Annotated in this window: 15 protein-coding genes; 3 read left to right on the forward strand and 12 right to left on the reverse strand. The window is 74.6% G+C overall.

Annotated features, from left to right (window positions below):
- Nucleotides 1-16 precede the first annotated feature (16 nt).
- Nucleotides 17-838, reverse strand: a complete 822-nt coding sequence (locus MODMU_RS00725; protein ID WP_014738224.1) for an SDR family oxidoreductase — start codon at nt 836-838, stop codon at nt 17-19.
- A gap of 213 nt (nt 839-1,051) precedes the next feature.
- Here MODMU_RS00725 and MODMU_RS00730 point away from each other — a divergent pair, with 213 nt between their 5' ends.
- Nucleotides 1,052-2,134 carry an alkene reductase gene (locus MODMU_RS00730; protein ID WP_014738225.1) on the forward strand — a complete coding sequence of 361 codons (1,083 nt, stop codon included), beginning with the start codon at nt 1,052-1,054 and terminating at the stop codon, nt 2,132-2,134.
- 58 nt (nt 2,135-2,192) lie between these two features.
- Here MODMU_RS00730 and MODMU_RS26610 read toward each other — a convergent pair whose 3' ends face one another.
- From MODMU_RS26610 to MODMU_RS00780, 10 genes are read right to left on the reverse strand one after another with little or no spacing between them, the layout of a single operon-like run.
- A complete protein-coding gene (locus MODMU_RS26610) occupies nt 2,193-5,030 on the reverse strand; it encodes an FAD-dependent monooxygenase (protein ID WP_014738226.1) in 2,838 nt (945 codons plus the stop codon).
- Nucleotides 5,027-6,265, reverse strand: a complete 1,239-nt coding sequence (locus MODMU_RS00740; protein WP_014738227.1) for a beta-ketoacyl synthase N-terminal-like domain-containing protein — start codon at nt 6,263-6,265, stop codon at nt 5,027-5,029. Before MODMU_RS00740 ends, MODMU_RS26610 begins: the two co-directional genes overlap by 4 nt.
- Nucleotides 6,262-7,557, reverse strand: coding sequence for a beta-ketoacyl-[acyl-carrier-protein] synthase family protein (locus MODMU_RS00745; protein WP_014738228.1), 1,296 nt, complete (start codon nt 7,555-7,557; stop codon nt 6,262-6,264). The genes MODMU_RS00740 and MODMU_RS00745 overlap by 4 nt, the downstream gene beginning before the upstream one ends.
- Nucleotides 7,554-7,985, reverse strand: a complete 432-nt coding sequence (locus MODMU_RS00750; RefSeq protein ID WP_014738229.1) for a cupin domain-containing protein — start codon at nt 7,983-7,985, stop codon at nt 7,554-7,556. Before MODMU_RS00750 ends, MODMU_RS00745 begins: the two co-directional genes overlap by 4 nt.
- Complete coding sequence (locus MODMU_RS00755) at nt 7,982-8,950, reverse strand: ACP S-malonyltransferase (RefSeq protein ID WP_014738230.1); 969 nt, start codon at nt 8,948-8,950, stop codon at nt 7,982-7,984. The genes MODMU_RS00750 and MODMU_RS00755 overlap by 4 nt, the downstream gene beginning before the upstream one ends.
- On the reverse strand, nt 8,947-9,441 hold the full coding sequence (locus MODMU_RS00760) for an SRPBCC family protein (protein WP_014738231.1): 495 nt from the start codon (nt 9,439-9,441) through the stop codon (nt 8,947-8,949). The genes MODMU_RS00755 and MODMU_RS00760 overlap by 4 nt, the downstream gene beginning before the upstream one ends.
- Nucleotides 9,442-9,500: 59 nt before the next feature.
- Nucleotides 9,501-11,240 carry an acetyl-CoA carboxylase biotin carboxylase subunit gene (locus MODMU_RS00765; protein WP_014738232.1) on the reverse strand — a complete coding sequence of 580 codons (1,740 nt, stop codon included), beginning with the start codon at nt 11,238-11,240 and terminating at the stop codon, nt 9,501-9,503.
- Nucleotides 11,237-11,716 (reverse strand): acetyl-CoA carboxylase biotin carboxyl carrier protein, encoded by a 480-nt coding sequence (locus tag MODMU_RS00770; protein WP_014738233.1) that lies wholly within the window; start codon nt 11,714-11,716, stop codon nt 11,237-11,239. The genes MODMU_RS00765 and MODMU_RS00770 overlap by 4 nt, the downstream gene beginning before the upstream one ends.
- Nucleotides 11,717-11,766: 50 nt before the next feature.
- Nucleotides 11,767-13,500 carry an acetyl-CoA carboxylase carboxyl transferase subunit alpha gene (gene accA / locus MODMU_RS00775; protein WP_231851736.1) on the reverse strand — a complete coding sequence of 578 codons (1,734 nt, stop codon included), beginning with the start codon at nt 13,498-13,500 and terminating at the stop codon, nt 11,767-11,769.
- A gap of 44 nt (nt 13,501-13,544) precedes the next feature.
- Nucleotides 13,545-13,871, reverse strand: coding sequence for a TcmI family type II polyketide cyclase (locus tag MODMU_RS00780; protein WP_014738235.1), 327 nt, complete (start codon nt 13,869-13,871; stop codon nt 13,545-13,547).
- A gap of 386 nt (nt 13,872-14,257) precedes the next feature.
- On the opposite strand from MODMU_RS00780, the gene MODMU_RS00785 reads away from it, so the two are divergent.
- Complete coding sequence (locus MODMU_RS00785; protein ID WP_014738237.1) at nt 14,258-15,034, forward strand: LuxR C-terminal-related transcriptional regulator; 777 nt, start codon at nt 14,258-14,260, stop codon at nt 15,032-15,034.
- A 192-nt stretch (nt 15,035-15,226) separates the two neighbouring features.
- Entirely contained in the window at nt 15,227-16,045 is an 819-nt protein-coding gene (locus MODMU_RS00790) for a response regulator transcription factor (protein ID WP_014738238.1), read from the forward strand.
- A 17-nt stretch (nt 16,046-16,062) separates the two neighbouring features.
- On the opposite strand, the gene MODMU_RS26615 is transcribed toward MODMU_RS00790, so the two are convergent.
- Nucleotides 16,063-16,539 carry a hypothetical protein gene (locus MODMU_RS26615; RefSeq protein ID WP_197537369.1) on the reverse strand — a complete coding sequence of 159 codons (477 nt, stop codon included), beginning with the start codon at nt 16,537-16,539 and terminating at the stop codon, nt 16,063-16,065.
- Nucleotides 16,540-16,579 lie beyond the last annotated feature (40 nt).

Genomic DNA, 16,579 nt, shown 5'->3' on the forward strand with positions numbered 1-16,579 from the left:
ACGGCCGTCGCGGTGCTCAGCCCTGGGCGAGCTTGGAGACGTGCTCCCACTCGCGCCACTCGGCGAGCCGGGACTCGTAGTCGCGGGTGGCGATGCCCAGCGGGCCGTCGCCGAAGAAGACCCGCAGCGGCGGGTTCTCCGCGTCCACGACCTGCAGCACGGCGGCGCGGCTGGCCGTCGGGTCGCCCGGCGCGGCCACCCGGGCCTTGCGCTGCTCGGCGGCCTTCTCCCGGTAGGTGTCGTAGGCCGGGTTGGGCTGCGCGTGCTTGGCCGAGGCGCCGCCCCAGTCGGTGGAGAAGCCGCCGGGCTCGATCAGCGTGACCTTGATGCCGAAGTCGGCGACCTCCGCGGCCAGCGACTGGCTGAACGCCTCGAGCGCCCACTTGGAGGCGTTGTAGATGCCGATGTTCGGGAACGCGGAGATCCCGCCGATGCTCGACACCTGCAGGAAGTGCCCCGACCCCTGCTCGCGCAGGAAGGGCAGCGCCGCCTGGGTGACGAACAGGGCGCCGAACACGTTGGTGTCGAACTGCGCGCGGGCCTCGGCCTCGGAGATCTCCTCGATCATCCCGAACTGGCCGTAGCCGGCGTTGTTGACCACGACGTCCAGCCGGCCGAAGCGCTCGTGGGCCTGCGCGACGGCGGCGAACACGGCGTCCCGGTCGTCCACGTCGAGCTGCAGCGGCAGGATCCGGTCGCCGAACTGCTGCACCAGGTCGTCCAGGGACGACGTGTCGCGGGCGGTGGCGGCGACGTTGTCCCCGCGCTCGAGGGCCGCGATCGACCACTCCTTGCCGAAGCCGCGGGATGCGCCGGTGATGAACCAGGTCTTGGCCATGGGTGCTGTTCCTCTCGTAGGGCGTCCGGGGTCTCCCAGCGCACAGCCCCCCGCCCGTGTTCCGCCCTGTTCCACCAAAAGCACGCTTTTGGCGGGATCGAGGGGACGTCCCGCCACAAGCACGCTCTTGGCGGGATCGAGGGGGACGTGATGAGGGCCGCAGTCGGGGCGCAGGCGGAATGTTGAGCGAGGGCAACGACCTTGGCTACGGGCATGGACCTGTTCTCCCCTGTCACCCTCGGCGACCTCGAGCTCGCCAACCGCGTCGTCATGGCCCCGTTGACCCGCATGCGGTCCGGATCGGCCGGCGTCCCCGGTGACCTGGTCGTCGAGCACTACCGCCAGCGCGCCGGCGTCGGCCTGGTCATCACCGAGGGCACCTACCCGAACACCGAGTCGCGGGCCTACCCCGGCCAGCCCGGCATCGTCACCGACGAGCAGGCGGCCGGCTGGCGCCGGGTCGCCGACGCGGTGCACGCCGAGGGCGGCCGGATCGTCATGCAGGTCATGCACGGCGGCCGGGTCTCGCACACCGACATCACCGGCACCGAGCGGATCGTCGCGCCCTCCGCCCTCGCCATCCAGGGCGAGGCGCACACCCCGAACGGCAAGGCGCCCTACCCGGTGCCGCACGCGCTGACCACCGAGGAGGTCCGCGCGACGCTGGCCGACATCGTCGCCGCGTCGAAGCGCGCCGTCGAGGCCGGCCTGGACGGCGTGGAGATCCACAGCGCCAACGGCTACCTGCTGCACGAGTTCCTGGCGCCGAACACCAACCAGCGCACCGACGAGTACGGCGGGACGCCGGAGAACCGGGCACGCGCCGTCGTCGAGGTGGCCACCGCGATCGCCGCCGAGATCGGTGCCGGCCGGGTCGGCATCCGGATCTCGCCGATGCACCACGTCCAGGGCATGCACGAGACCGACGAGGCCGACGTGCGCGCCACCTACGGGTACCTGATGGACCAGCTGCGTCCGCTCGGCCTGGCCTACGTCTCGGTGCTGCACTCCGAGCCGGCCGGCGAGCTGGTGCAGGAGCTGCGCCGCCGGTTCGACGGCCCGTGGATCGCCAACAGCGGCTTCGGCACCGTCACCACCCGGGACGAGGCCGTGGCGCTGATCGACGCCGCGCACGCCGACGCGGTCGCGGTCGGCCGCCCGGTCATCGCCAACCCCGACCTGGTCGAGCGGTGGGCCGGCCAGCACCCGGAGAACGAGCCCAACGCGGCGACGTTCTACGGCCCCGGCGCCGAGGGCTACACCGACTACCCGGTCCTGGCGGCCACCGCCGGCTGACCGCCGGTACGACAGCGGGGCCCGGCAGCACGCGCTGCCGGGCCCCGCTGCCGTCTGCTCAGCCGGCGAAGACGCCCGCCAGGTGCTCCCGCAGCACGGCGTCGGTCACCGGCCGGGTGCGGAGGCCGACGTGCCCGTCGGGCCGCACCAGGTACGCCGCCGTCCCGGTGTCCGGGACGCCGTAGGCGGCGGCGAAGCCGCCCTGCGCGTCGCGGACGACCGGCAGGTCGACCAGCGGCGGCACGGTCGCGCCGGGAGCCGCGACCAGGTACGGGTGCACCTGGCCCTGGGTCGCCTGCCGGACCGACGCGGCCAGCTTCTCCAGCCCCGCCAGGTCCTCCTCCCCGACCCCGGCGCCGGCGTAGAGCAGCAGGGTGGCGTGCGTCCCGCGGGTCAGGTCGAACAGCCGGACGTCGTGGGCGACGCCGAAGCGGCGCAGCCCCTGCACGTCCGGCGCCCGGTACCCGGGCTCCGGCCCGCCGGCGAAGCCCTCGGCATCGGTCACCTCACCGACCAGCGGGCTCCCGGCGTAGTTCATCGTCATCTGCATCTCCAGCAGGAACTGCGCCTTCTCGTCCTCCATGTCCATCTCGTCGGTGAACGCGATGGCGACGGCGCGGTCGACGATGGCCTTGCCCGCCGGACGGCGCTCGGCGTCGTAGCTGTCGAGCAGGCCCGGTGCGGCCAGCCCCCGGACGGCGAGCGCCAGCTTCCAGCCGAGGTTCCAGGCGTCCTGGATGCCGGTGTTCATGCCCTGCCCGCCGGCCGGCGGGTGCAGGTGCGCGGCGTCCCCGGCGACGAACACCCGGCCCTCCCGGTACCGGTCGACGATCCCGTGCTTGACCCGGAAGATCGACGACCAGCGCAGGTTGCTCGCCGTCGTGCCCGCCGGCCCCACGTCGTCGATCGCCGCCTGGATGTCGGCCAGCGTCGGTGGCGTGTACTCCTGCCAGAAGCCGGGCGGCACCACGCCGGAGCCGATCGTCTTCTGCAGCGGCTCGGGGGCCAGCGTCGCGATCCGGTAGCGGTTGCGGCCCTTGAGCGGGACGCAGACCAGCATGCCGGTGAACGCGCCGTCGTCCTCGATCCGCACCCAGCGCAGCAGGTGACCGGGCGGCATGTCCCAGTCGACGTCGACGTCGCCCAGCATGAACAGCTGCGGGAACATCGACACCCCGCCCACGAAGTCCAGCCCCAGCCCGGCCCGGACGACGCTGTGCGCGCCGTCGCAGCCGACCAGGTACTGCGCCCGGGTGGTCTCGGTCTCCCCGGAGGGGAGCCGCAGCTGCGCGGTGACCCCGTCGTCGTCCTGGGTGAACCCGACCAGCTCCACCCCGCGCTCGACGGCGACGCCGTGCGAGAGCAGCTTGGCGGTGAGCAGCCGCTCGGTGTCGTACTGGGGGAGCCCGAGGTGGGCGTAGGGGAGCTCGTCGAGGCCGGCCCAGTCGACCTGGTGGGTCTGCTTGCCGTTGACGAACACCGTCTGCCCGTGCAGCCAGATCCCGGCGTCCATCGCCTCGGCGACGATGCCCTGGTCCTCCCAGATCTCCATCGTCCGGCAGTGGATGCCGATCGCCTTGTCCGCCTGGGAGGCCGCCTGCGCCCGCTTGTCGACGACCCGGACGGCGATGCCGCGGCGGGCCAGCTCCAGGGCGTGGGTGAGCCCGGCCGGGCCGGCGCCGGCCACCAGCACCTCGACGTCCCCGCCGACGGCTCGCGACGCGGCCGCCACCGGGACCGGGGCGGCGGCGTGCTGGGCACCCGGCGCCTCGACGAACTCCTGCACCGGCGCGCTGGGCACCGGCGCCGGCTCGACCGGGGCGGACACCCGCGGCGGCGGCGCCGGCGCGGCGGCCGCCACCGGCTGCGGGGCGGGGGCCCCGGCCGCCGGCGCGGGGAGCGGCCAGCGGCCGCCGTCGGCGTCCACGGGCCGGTAGCGGATCTCGAAGTGCTGGCGGGAGAACTCGACCGACAGCCAGCGGATCAGCGCCGAGCTCTGGTCGGCGTGCGAGGGGTCGTCGACCCAGCGGACGAAGTCCTGCTCGGACTCCCACTCGGCGAAGATGTGGTACCTGGGCTCGCCGATCTCCTTGAGCAGCTCCTCCCGGATCAGCCCCGGGGTGCCCTTCAGGGCGGCGGTCGTCTTCGCGTAGGCCGCCTCGAAGGCCTCCTCCTCGCCCGCCTCGACCCGGGTGCTGATGTCGATCCGGACGTGCGGTCGCGTCGTCGGCTCCACCGACCCGCCGCCGGCGTCCTCCGGGCGGTACCGGATCTCGAAGTGCTGGCGGGAGAACTCCACCGACAGCCAGCGGATCAGCGCCGCGCTCTGGTCGGCGTGGGAGGGGTCGTCGACCCAGCGGACGAAGTCCTGCTCGGACTCCCACTCGGCGAAGATGTGGTACCTGGGCTCGCCGATCTCCTTGAGCAGCTCCTCGCGGATCAGCCCCGGGGTGCCCTTGAGGGCGGCGGTGGTCTTCGCGTAGGCGGCCTCGAAGGCCTCCTCCTGCCCCTCCTCGACCCGGGTGCTGATGTCGATCCGCACGTGCGGCGGCCGGCCGTCGTCGGCGGGCTGCCCGCCGGCCACGGTGTGCAGCAGCTCGTAGGTGCTGCGCGAGGCGTCCTCCCGGAGCTCCCGCAGCGCCTCGGTGAGCGTCTCCCGGGCGCTGCTGCGGCCGAACGCGTCGACCGCCGCCCGGTCGACCCAGTCGCTGGTGATCACGAAGGTGCGCGGGTCGTCGGCGTCGCGGACGAGCTCCTGCCGCAGGTTGCCGGGGACCTTGCTGATCTCCACCGCCGCCCGCCGCCAGCTCTGCTCGAACTCCGCCTCGCACCCCTCCCGGGTGCGCATCCGCAGCAGGGTGCGCACCACCGGGGTCTTCTCCTCCGCTGCGGTCATGCCGCCCGCTCCTCGTGTCGGCGCAGCACCAGGCTGCTGTTGAAGCCCCCGAAGCCGCGGGCGAGGACGACGACGGTCCCGACGTCCTGCACCCGGCTCTGCTGCACGAGGTCCACGCCCGGCGCGTCGACCGGGTCGTCGAGGTTCGCGGTGCCGGGCACGATGCCGTCCCGGATCGCCAGCAGCGCGGTCGCCACGTTCAGCGCCGAGCCCCCGGCCATCAGCCGCCCGGACCAGGACGACGGCGCCGTCACCGGCACCGGTGTGGCCCGCTGACCGAACACCCGCTGCAGCGCCTCGAGCTCCAGCGCGTCCAGCTCCGGCAGCCCGGCCCCGTCGGCCAGGACCAGGTCGACGTCGTCCGGGGTGAGCCCGGCGTCGGCCAGGGAGAGCCGGATCGCGCGGGCGTACTGGGTGGCGTCGGGGGCGGGGTCCTCGTGGTGGTGGGCGTCGTGCGTGGCGCCGTAGCCGACGACCTCGCCCCACACGTGCCGGGCGCCGCGGGCCCGGGCGGCGCCGGGCTCCTCCAGCAGCAGGATCGCGCCGCCCTCGCCGATCACGTGCCCGTTCGCCCGGCGGTCGAAGGGCTTGTAGGCGTCCTCGGGCCGGGTCGCCGTCGACAGCCGGCCGCTGGTCGCCTGGCACAGCAGGGCGTACGGCGTCACGCCGGCCTCGGTGCCCCCGACCAGGACGGCGGGCGTGCCGCGGCGGGCGACCCGGCGGGCCCAGCCGATGCTGTCCAGGCCACCGGCGCCCTCGCTGACCACCACGCCGGAGGGGCCCTTGTAGCCGTCCCGGATGGAGAGCTGGCCGGTGCTGGCCGCGTAGAACCAGGCGATCGACTGGTAGGCGCCGACCGACTTCGGCCCCTTCGCCCACAGCCCCTGGATCTCGTGCTGGCTGAACTCGTTGCCACCGGAACCGGCGGCCAGGAAGACCGAGGTCGCGTAGGCGTCCTCGGGGGCCTCGTAGCCGGCGTCCTGCGCGGCCAGCGTGGCGGCCGCCAGCGACGTCCAGGTCCAGCGGTCGGTCTGCACCATCAGCTGCGGCGCGACGAACGCCTTCGGGTCGAAGTCGCGGATCTGGCCGGCCAGCGTCACCCCGTACTGGTCGGTGTCGAAGCCCTCGATCGGCCGGATGGCCGGCTCCCCGCGGACGAGGGAGGACCAGTGCGCCTCCACCCCCACGCCGGTGGGCGCGACGACGCCGATCCCGGTCACCAGCAGGCCGGTCATGCGGTCCTCCTCGTCGGGGACGCCAGCACGATCGCCGACTGGAAGCCGCCGAAGCCGCTGCCCACCGACAGTGCGACGTCCACCTTCTGCTCGCGGGCGGTGTTGGGCACGTAGTCCAGGTCGCACTCCGGGTCGGGCACCCCGTAGTTGGCCGTCGGCGGCACCACGCCGCGCTTGACCGCCAGCGCGGTGGCGGCGATCTCGATCGACCCGATCGCGCCGAGGGAGTGGCCGACCATCGACTTGATCGAGCTCATCGACACCCGCTGGGCGGTCGGGCCCAGGCTGCGCTTCACCGCGGCGGTCTCGTGGCGGTCGTTCTGCTTCGTGCCCGAGCCGTGCGCGTTGACGTAGCCCACCTCGTCCGGGTCGATCCGGCCCTGGTCCAGCGCCAGCCCGATGGCCTCGGCCATCTCGATGCCGTCGGGCCGCAGACCGGTCATGTGGAAGGCGTTGCAGCGGTTGGCGTAGCCGCTGACCTCGCAGTACACCTCCGCGCCCCGCTGCCGGGCGTGCTCGAGCTCCTCGAGCACCAGCACCGCGGCGCCCTCGCCCATGACGAAGCCGTCCCGGCGGGCGTCGAAGGGCTTGGAGGCGTGCTCGGGGTCGGCGTTGTTGGCCGTCGTGGCCCGGATGGTGTCGAAGCAGGCCATCGAGATCGGGGAGATCGGCGCGTCGCTGGCCCCGGCGATCACCACGTCGGCGTCGCCGTCCTCGATCAGCTGGGCGCCGTAGCCGACCGCGTCGATGCCCGAGGTGCAGCCGGTGGAGACCACCGTGGCCGGCCCGTGGGCGCCGAAGCGCACCGCCAGCTCGGTGGCCCCGCAGCTGGGCACCAGCGCCTGGTGCAGGAACCGCGTGGCGTACCGCGGGTCGACCAGCCAGTGCTTGCCCGCGTCGCTGACCGCGACGTACTCGTTCTCCAGCCGCATGGTCGCCCCGACCGCGCTGCCGAGGGTCACCCCGACCCGGTCCGGGTCCGGTGCGTCGTCCGCGCCGCCGGCCCCGAACGTCAGCCCGCTGTCGGCGACGGCCTCGTCGGCGGCGACCATCGCCATCTGCACGAACCGGTCGTTGCGGTGCACCTCGTGGGCGGTCAGGCCCAGCTTGCGCCCGTCGAAGTCGACCTCGGCCGCCACCTGCGACCGGAAGCGGCTCGGGTCGAAGAAGGTGATCCGCCGGGTCGCCGTCCGGCCGGCGGTGATCATGTCCCAGAAGCCCTCGCGGCCCATCGAGCCGGGGGCGACCACGCCGATGCCGGTGATGACCACCCGGCGCCCGCCGGCGGTCACCGGACGCCCATCGAGCCCGGCGAGGGCTCGGTGTCGACGTGGCCCAGCTCCGGCCGGGGGGCCAGCGGGCCGGCGAGGAAGACGAAGAACGCCTGCTCCGCGGTGTCGTTGACGATCCGGTGCCGCACCCCGATCGGGATGTGCACCGCCTGCTCACCGCCCAGCCGGCGCTCCTCGCCGTCCAGGGTCACCAGCACCTCGCCGGAGACGCAGTAGAGGAACTCCTCCGAGTACGGGTGCCAGTGCTCGGTGACGACCTCCCCCGGCTCGAGGGTGAGCGTGCCCATGAACCCGGCGGTGGCACCCACGCTGGTCGGCGAGAGCAGCACCCGGATGTCACCGCCGCGGCGGCGGTTGGGGGCCGCGTCGGCCCGCGACACGGTGGGCCCGCAGCGCACCTTCGCCGTGGGGTGCTGGATCGTCGTCATCTCTCTCCTCCGGTGGGGGCCGGACCCGTCAGCTCGGGTTCCGGGAGTGCGATGGGGGTCAGCGCACCGGGCGCGGTGGCCAGGTGCAGCGGGAGGTCCGGGTGGACCTGGCGGATCAGCGGGCCGAGGGTGGGCACCGGGCCCACCTCGACGACCCAGGTGGCACCGGCCCCGACCAGCGCCCGCGAGGTGGTCTCCCACTGCACCGGCGAGGTCAGGTGCGCCCGCAGGCACCGGGCCAGGTGGTCCGGGTCGCGGGTCGGCCGGCCGTCGGCGTTGGGCACCACCGGGACGTCCGGGACGGACCAGTCCAGGTCGGCCAGCGGTGCGGCGAGGTGGTCGGCGACCGACTGCATCAGCGGGCCGTGGCAGGCGGCCCGCCCGCGGAGCCGGACCATGTCCAGCCCGGCCGCGGTGACCGCCGTCCGGGCCTGCTCGAGCTCCTCCCGGCTGCCCGACAGCACCACCTGCGCCGGGCCGTCGAGGGAGGCGATGCTCAGCCCGCCGGCCGGCAGCCCGGTGACCACCGAGCGGGCGACCTCGGCGGCACCCGGCCCGACGACGGCCGCCATGCCCGCGCACGAGGGCCGCGGCGCGTGCGCCAGCGCCTCCGCGCGCCAGTCGACGAACGCCACCACCTGCTCCAGCGGCAGCGCGCCCGCGGCCACCAGCGCCGCGTACTCGCCGACGCCGTGCCCGGCGACGACCACCGGCTGCAGGCCTGCCGCGGTGAGGCTGCGGTAGCCCGCGACCCCGGTGACCACCGTCGTCAGGTGCGCGGCCACCGGGTCGCAGAGGTTGAGCGGGTCGCCCCACCACGGGACGACGTCGCGGCCGAGCACGTCGGAGGCCTCGGCGACGACGTCGCGGGCGGCCGCGTCGCCGAGCCAGGCGTCCAGGGCGTGCGGGCGGGCGCTGTCCTCACCCGGGAGGACGACGGCGGCCCCCGGGGCGAGGGCGGTCACGTCGTCGGCTCCGCGCGCCCGGCGGCGGCCTCCACCTTGTCCCGGATGACGGCCATCTGGACCTTGCTGTTGGCGTCGATGCGCTCGGTCATGCCGGCGGTGTCGATCGGTGCCTCCGGCCGCATCCGGAAGTCCTGCTGCCAGCGCATCCGGGTGCCGGTGCCCTCCGGCGTGTAGTTCCACCGGATGTCCATGAACTCGAACGGGCCGGGCTCGACCCGCTTGGCCACGACCTCGTGCGCGGCCTCGTCGAGGGTGCGCTCGGAGATCCAGCTCCACACCCGGCCGGACTCGTCCGGGTGCATCTTGAGCCGGAAGCGGAACGTCGAGCCGTGCTGGGCCAGCACCTCCACCTCGGCGTACTCGGTGAAGAGGTCCGGCCAGGACGGCAGGTCGTTGGTCATCCGCCAGACGTGGTCGATGTCCGCGTCGATGAAGATCGAGTTGTCGGTGTGGCCGACGGTGCGGCTGTCGTTCTCGAGGGTGCTCACTGGGTCCTCCGGCTGTCTGCCTGGGTCACGGGGGTCTGGTGGGGACGGGCGATGGCCGCTCAGGCCATCTGCGACTGCGCCGAGGAGACGGTCGCGACGATCTCGCCGAGCGTGTAGCGGTCCGGGTCGTCGTCGGGCATCTCGGTGCCGAAGCGGTCGTGCAGCTCGGTCTGCATGGACAGGAAGGCCAGCGAGTCCAGGCCGATGTCGGCGAAGTGGGCGTCGGGGTCGGTGGTGCGCGACTCCGGCGGGAGCCCGGCCTTCTCGGAGAGCAGGTCCATCAGGTCGTCGAGGGTGAACGGGGTGTCGGGCATGGCGGTGTTCCCTTCATCGGTGGGTGGACGGGACGACCCCGACCGGTCGCTGCCGGGTGCGGGGACGAGCTGGAGCGGCCCGTGGGCGGCGGGCATGGGCGCCGCCGGGGACGCGGTCAGGGCAGCTGCGGAGGCCAGGAGCTCGGGCAGGCTGCGGTCGAGGAACTCGATGTCGTGCCGGTCGGCGCGCACGTCGGGGTGCCGGAGCATCGCGCGCTGCAGCGCGATGGTGGTGTGCAGCGCCGGCCCCTCGACCCGCAGCTCGGCCAGCGCCCGGTCCATCCGCCGGACGGCCTGGTCGCGGTCGGGGGCCCAGACGACGAGCTTGCCCAGCAGCGAGTCGTAGTGCGGGCTCACGTCGTCGCCCTGGCGGTAGCCGGTGTCGAACCGGGTCCACGGCCCGCCGGGGACCTGCAGGACGTCGAGGTGGCCGGGTGCCGGGGCGAAGCCGCGGGCCGGGTCCTCGGCGTTGATCCGGCACTCGATCGCCGCGCCGCGGGTCACCACGTCCTCCTGCTGCAGGTGCAGCCGCCGGCCGCCGGCGACCAGCAGCTGCTCCCGGACGAGGTCGACCCCGGTGAGCAGCTCGGTGACCGGGTGCTCGACCTGGATGCGGGCGTTCATCTCCATGAAGTACGCGCCGGCGTCGTCGACCAGGAACTCCATGGTCCCGGCGCCGGTGAACCCCACCGACAGCGCGCCGCGCACGGCCAGGGCACCGAGGTCGGCGCGCTGCTCGGGGGTCAGGTGGGCGGCCGGCCCCTCCTCCAGCAGCTTCTGGTGGCGGCGCTGCAGCGAGCAGTCGCGCTCGCCGAGGTGGATCCCGGCGCCGTGCCCGTCGCAGAGCACCTGCACCTCCACGTGCCGGGCGCGGGTCAGGTAGCGCTCCACGTAGACGGCCGGGTCGCGGAACACCGCGCGGGCGACCGCACGGGTGGCGGTGAAGGCCTCGGCGAACTCCTCCGGCGCGTGGACGACGGTCATCCCGCGCCCACCACCCCCGGCGGCCGCCTTGATGATCACCGGGTAGCCGATCTCGTCGGCGATGGCCCGGCCCTCCTCCGCCGTCCGGACCGGCTCGACCACCCCGGGCAGCAGCGGCAGGCCGGCCTCGGCCATCAGCCGGCGGGCGGTGGCCTTGTTGCCCATCTGCTGCATGACCTCCGGCGGCGGGCCGACGAAGGTGAGCCCCTCGATGTCGCAGATCTCGGCGAAGTCGGGGTCCTCGGAGAGGAACCCGTAGCCGGGGTGGACGGCGTCGGCGCCGGTGCGCAGCGCGGCCTCGATCAGGTTCGGCACGTGCAGGTAGCTGCGCCGCGGGGCGGGCGGGCCGATGTGCACCGCCTCGTCGGCCATCGCCACGACGGCGGAGTCCCGGTCCGAGGTGGAGTACGTGGCGACGACCTCGATGCCCAGCTCCCGGCAGGCGCGCGCGATCCGGACGGCGATCTCGCCGCGGTTGGCGATGAGCAGCCGGCTGATCACTGCCCGGCCCCCGTCGGGCGCAGGTACATCAGCACCTGCCCGTACTCCACCGACTCGGCGTCGCCGACCAGGACCTCGGTGACGACGCCCGGCTCGTCGGCCACGATCGGGTTCATCAGCTTCATCGCCTCGACGATGCCGAGCGTCTGGCCGGCCTCGACGGCGTCGCCGACCCGGACGAACGGGTCCGCGTCCGGTGACGGGGCGATGTAGAAGGTCCCGACCAGCGGCGCGGGGACGGCGACCACGTCGTCCGGGACGGCGGGTCCGTCGGCCTCGGGCCCGGTGTCCCGGCCGACCGGTGCGCGGTGCAGCGCACCGGAGCCCTCGCCGGCGGGCTGGTCCTCGGTGGCCCACTCGACCTCGATCGCGCTGTCCCCGCTGCGCACGGTCAGCCGGCGCAGCCCGCCGGGCAGGCTGCGGGCCAGCTCGACCACCTCGTCGCTCAGCGACCGGGTGGCGTCGTCCGAGGGCACCGGGGCTCCGCTCAGCGTGGGTCGGGGGGCGAACTCGCTCGGGTGCACGGTCAGCACCCCGCCGGGACGACGGGCTGCAGCGCACGCACCCGGCGACCGCCGTTGCCGTCCATGCCGGACAACCGGCGGGACCGCTCGGCCAGCAGGGTGGTCACGTCGACCCGGGACAGCTCGTCCAGCTCGCGGAGGAGCGCGGCGCGGAGCAGGTCGGCCGCCGCCAGCGGGTCGGTGTGCGCACCGCCCGGTGGCTCGGGGACGACGGAGGTGGCGATGCCCGACCGGTACAGGTGCGGCGCGCCCAGCTGCATGGCCCGCGCCGCGGCGGGGGCCGCCGTCGCGGTCCGCCACAGGATCGCCGCGCACCCCTCGGGGCTGATCACCGACAGGTAGGCGTTCTCCAGCACCAGCAGCCGGTCGGAGGTGCACAGCGCCAGCGCGCCGCCGGAGCCGCCCTCGCCGGTGACCACCGCGACGACCGGGACCCGCAGCCGGCTGCTGCGCATGATGATCTCGGCGATCGCGTGGGACTGCCCGCGCTCCTCCGCCTCCGGCCCCGGGTGCGCCCCGGGGGTGTCGACGAGGGTGACGACCGGCAGCCGGTGGTCCTCGGCGTGCCCGAGCAGGCGCAGCGCCTTGCGGTAGCCCTCCGGGTGCGGCATGCCGAAGTTGTGCGCCACCCGCTCGCGGACCGAGTGCCCCTTCTCGTGGCCGATCACCACCACCGGCCGGCCCCCGATCGAGGCCACCCCGCCCACCACGGCGGGGTCGTCGCCGAAGGCCCGGTCGCCGTGCAGCTCGACGAAGTCGTCGAAGGCGGTGTGCAGGTAGTCCAGCGTCGTCGGCCGGTCCACGACCCGCGCCCGCTGGACGACCTCCCACGGGTCGCGGTCCGCCGGCTGCGGCCCGGGCGCCGCGCCCCAGGTGTCCGCCCGCTCGTCCGCCGGCTCGTCCTCGGCCGGGACGCCGGCGGCCTGCCCTGCGTGCATCGCGAGCAGCCGGACGAGCACCGGCCGCAGGTCCGCCCGGCTCTCGACCCGGTCCACCAGGCCGTGGGCGAGGAGGAACTCCGAGGTCTGGAAGTCGTGGGGGAGCTCGGCGCGGATCGTCTCCTGCACCACCCGCGGACCGGCGAAGCCCACGTGCGCGCCGCGCTCGCCGATGAGCACCGAGGCCAGGGTCGCGAAGGAGGCGGACACCCCGCCGTAGGTGGGGTCGGTGAGCACGCAGACCGAGAGCAGGCCGGCCTCCCTCAGCCGTCCGAAGGCCTCGCTGGCGCGGGCCATCTGGAACAGCGAGAAGACGCCCTCCTGCATCCGGGCGCCGCCGCTGGCGCAGACGACCACCAGCGGCCGGCCCTGCTCCAGGGCCAGCGCGGCCGCCTCGCTCACCCGCCGGCCGACCTCGACGCCCATGCTGCCGCCCAGGAAGCCGAAGTCCATGACGGCGAGGACCAGCGGGATCCCGCCGATCCGCGCCTCGCCCACCAGCACCGCCTCGGACTCACCGGAGCGGTGCGCGGCGTCGCGGAGCCGGTCGGGGTAGGGGCGCAGGTCGGTGAAGGACAGCGGGTCGGAGTCCCCGCGGGTCACGTTGGTCTCGGTGAAGCTGCCGGGGTCGACCAGCATGTCGATCCGGGCGCGGGCGCCCAGCCGCAGGTGGTGCTCGCACTCCGGGCAGACGTGCAGGTTGCGCTCCAGCCGCTTGTGGTAGAGCAGCCAGCCGCAGGCCGGGCAGGAGGTCCAGCCCGTGTGCACCGGCGGGGCGGGGACCCCGGGTGTGGTCAACGAGGAACGGGTCATGACTGCCTCTCAACCGCGCGCCGTCGCCCTCACTCGGGCGACGAGGTCCAGTGGTAGAAGCGGCGGGCCATCGCGTCCTGCGGTGAGCGCCAGTTGGGGTCGTAGGCCTCGATGTAGGGCTTGAGCTCCTCGCTCACCGACCGGAAGGCCGGCAGCGACTGCGCCACCTGCATCGACTCCGCCGGCGGGCGGTCGAAGCCGATCAGGTGCACGTAGAGGCCGTGGAACTGGAAGAGGGACCGGTGTCGCACCCCGATGTCGTGGGGCATGGACGTCGCGTCCGAGCGGCCGAAGACGGCGGCCACCTCGTCGGCGTCGCGGGGGTCCATCTTCGCGATGATCATGGTCTCGTGCACGGGTGCTCCTGCGGCGTCGGCGGGAAGGACCTGGCTGGCACGGCAGACGCTAGGGCGGCGCCGGGGCCGTCGGCATCGGCCGCAAGGGCCGTTCCGGAGGGCCACCGGAGGTGGTGGGGCGGGGGCGGGTCCTGCGCCTCAGGGCGTGCCACCGCACCCGGACCGACCGGGTCCGGCCCCGCCCTCTGGCCGTCGGCCCTGCCACCCGGGACGGGTTCGCCCGACTCTCCGTAGGGCAGCACCCCCTACCCGGGTATGAACCGTCGGGCCGTTCCGGCCTGACGCGCCCCCGACTGTGGCGTCGACCAGGGGATGTCCCCTAGCTTCCGGGGCACCGACGTGGGCGGGCCCGGCAACGGACGCCGCCCGGAGCGGAGTGGACACGGATGATCGGCGACCTGCTGCTCGGCACGGCCGAGGACGCCACGGGAGGAGATCCTGTGCTCTCTGGGAGCGGGGACGGTGTGCTGACCCAGCCCGCCGCGGCACCTGTCCGGGTGCTCATCTGCGACGACCACGAGGTGCTCCGGCACGGTCTGCGGACGGTGCTGCTCCGCGCGCCGGACCTGACCGTGGTCGGTGAGGCGGCCGGCGCCGCCGAGGCCCTGGCGCTCGCCACGAGCACGCGGCCCGACGTGACCGTCATCGGTCTCGGTGCGCACGGGCCGGTCGTCCAGGAGCTGGTCCGGGCGCTGACCACGATGGGCGTCCGGGTCGTGCTGCTCGGCGAGCCCGGCGCCGGCAGCGACCTCATCGACGCCCTGCAGGCCGGGGCGAGCGGGTACGTGCACACGACGGTGACCCCGCAGCGCCTCATCGACGGGGTGCGCGCCGTGGCGCAGGGGGAGACCGTGCTCGACGCGGCCGCGACCGGGGAGCTGCTGCACCGCCTCGACGACGGCCCCCGGTCGGCGGACGGCGGGCCGGCCACGCACAGCGGGCCGCTGACCGCGCGGCAGCAGACCGTCTCCCGGCTGGTCGCCGAGGGCCTGACCAACGCCGAGATCGCCGACCGGCTGAACGTCAGCCGGGCGACGGTCAAGGGCCACATCACCGTCGCCCTGCGGCGCCTGGGGCTGCGCGACCGCACCCAGCTGGCGATCCACCTGCACCGTTCCACCCGACCGGGCGACGGGCGCGGGCCCGGCCCCACGCGGGGGTGATCCGCTGCGGAGCGGAACGACACGCCGTGGCGCGTCCGCTCTGTGCATCCGCTGTGTCTCCGATGGGCGAAGGGGGACACGACGGACCACTTGTTCGCTACCGTTCCCGAACCGTTGAGACGGATGAGTACCGCATCCGCCCTCCCCGGCGGGGAGGACGGTGACGACGCTCGCGGGACAGGGGGAGTCCTCATGACCACGGACCACGGCGGGTCCCGGGCAGGCCACGGCAGGCTGGCGCTGCACCCTCCCGCGGACGACGGGAAGAGCCGCGCCCCGCTGCGGGACGTGGCCCGCGCCCCCGAGCTGCGGAGCACCGAGCTGCCCCTCCGGCCGCGCGCGACCCGGCCACCGCGGACGCTGGTCCAGGTGCGGCTCTGCGACGACCAGGAGGTCTTCCGGCTGGGCCTGCGGGTGGTCCTCGAGGCGCAGCCGGACATCGCGGTCGTCGCGGAGACCAGCCAGCTGCAGGAGACCGTGGCCGGCACCGACGGCCCGGGCAACCAGGTGGTCGTCGTCCGGCAGGGGCTGCTGAGCGGCGCCAGCCTCCCGCTGCTGCGCGACCTGTGCCAGCGCGGGGCGGGGGTGCTGGTGCTCGCGGAGACCGCCGAGCGACCCGACTCCGGGATGATGGACGTGCTCCAGGCCGGGGTCCGCGGCTTCCTGCCGCGCCGCACGGCGGCGTGCCGGCTCGTGGAGGCCGTCCGGGCGCTCGCCCGCAAGGAGACCGCGCTGGACTCCGCGGTGGCCAGCCAGCTGGTGCGCTACCTGACCGGGGACGCCGCGCAGGCCGGGTGCGAGGAGCGGGCGCTGGACCGGCTCACCGAGCGGCAGCGGGACGTGGCCGCCCTGGTGGCCGAGGGGCTCAGCAACGAGGAGATCGCCAGCCGGCTGTTCCTCAGCCCGGCGACGGTCAAGAGCCACCTCACCGCGGTGATGCGCCGCCTCGACGTCCGCACCCGCACCCAGCTGGCCATCCTGCTCAACCGCGACCACTCGCCGGCGGCGTAGCGGGAGCAGCCCTCCCGCTACGTGACGTCGCGGCGGGTGAGGAGCAGGCCGGTCAGGGCGGTGAAGACGACGAGGAAGCCGGCCAGCACCCACGCCGCCTGACCGCCGTCGACGATCGCCGCGACACCCGGGGTGCGGAGCTCCGCGTGGTCCCCGGCCAGCGCGGCCACCAGCGACCCGGCGTTGACCCCGGGCAGCGCGGCCTGCGCCGCGTCGAAGGCGCCGAGCAGCGGAGCGGCGACGTTGACGACCAGGTTCTCGATCGCCAGCACCCAGACCAGCCCCAGCCCGATCGGCAGCGCGGTGCTGCGCAGCGCCGTCCCCAGCAGCACCCCCAGCGCGCCCCAGGTGGCCGCGATGAGCAGCCCGCCGCCGAACCCGCGGAGCAGCTGCCCGGCACCGGGCCAGTCGACGGTCGCCGAGGCGCCGGCCGCGATCGCCCAGCTCACCAGGGCGGTGAGCAGGAAGCTCAGCAGCACGGTCGCGGCCAGCACCACCAGCAGCGCCAGCAGCTGACCGGCGAGGACCGTCAGC

It is taken from the genome of Modestobacter italicus (assembly GCF_000306785.1).
Classification (GTDB): Bacteria; Actinomycetota; Actinomycetes; order Mycobacteriales; family Geodermatophilaceae; genus Modestobacter; species Modestobacter italicus.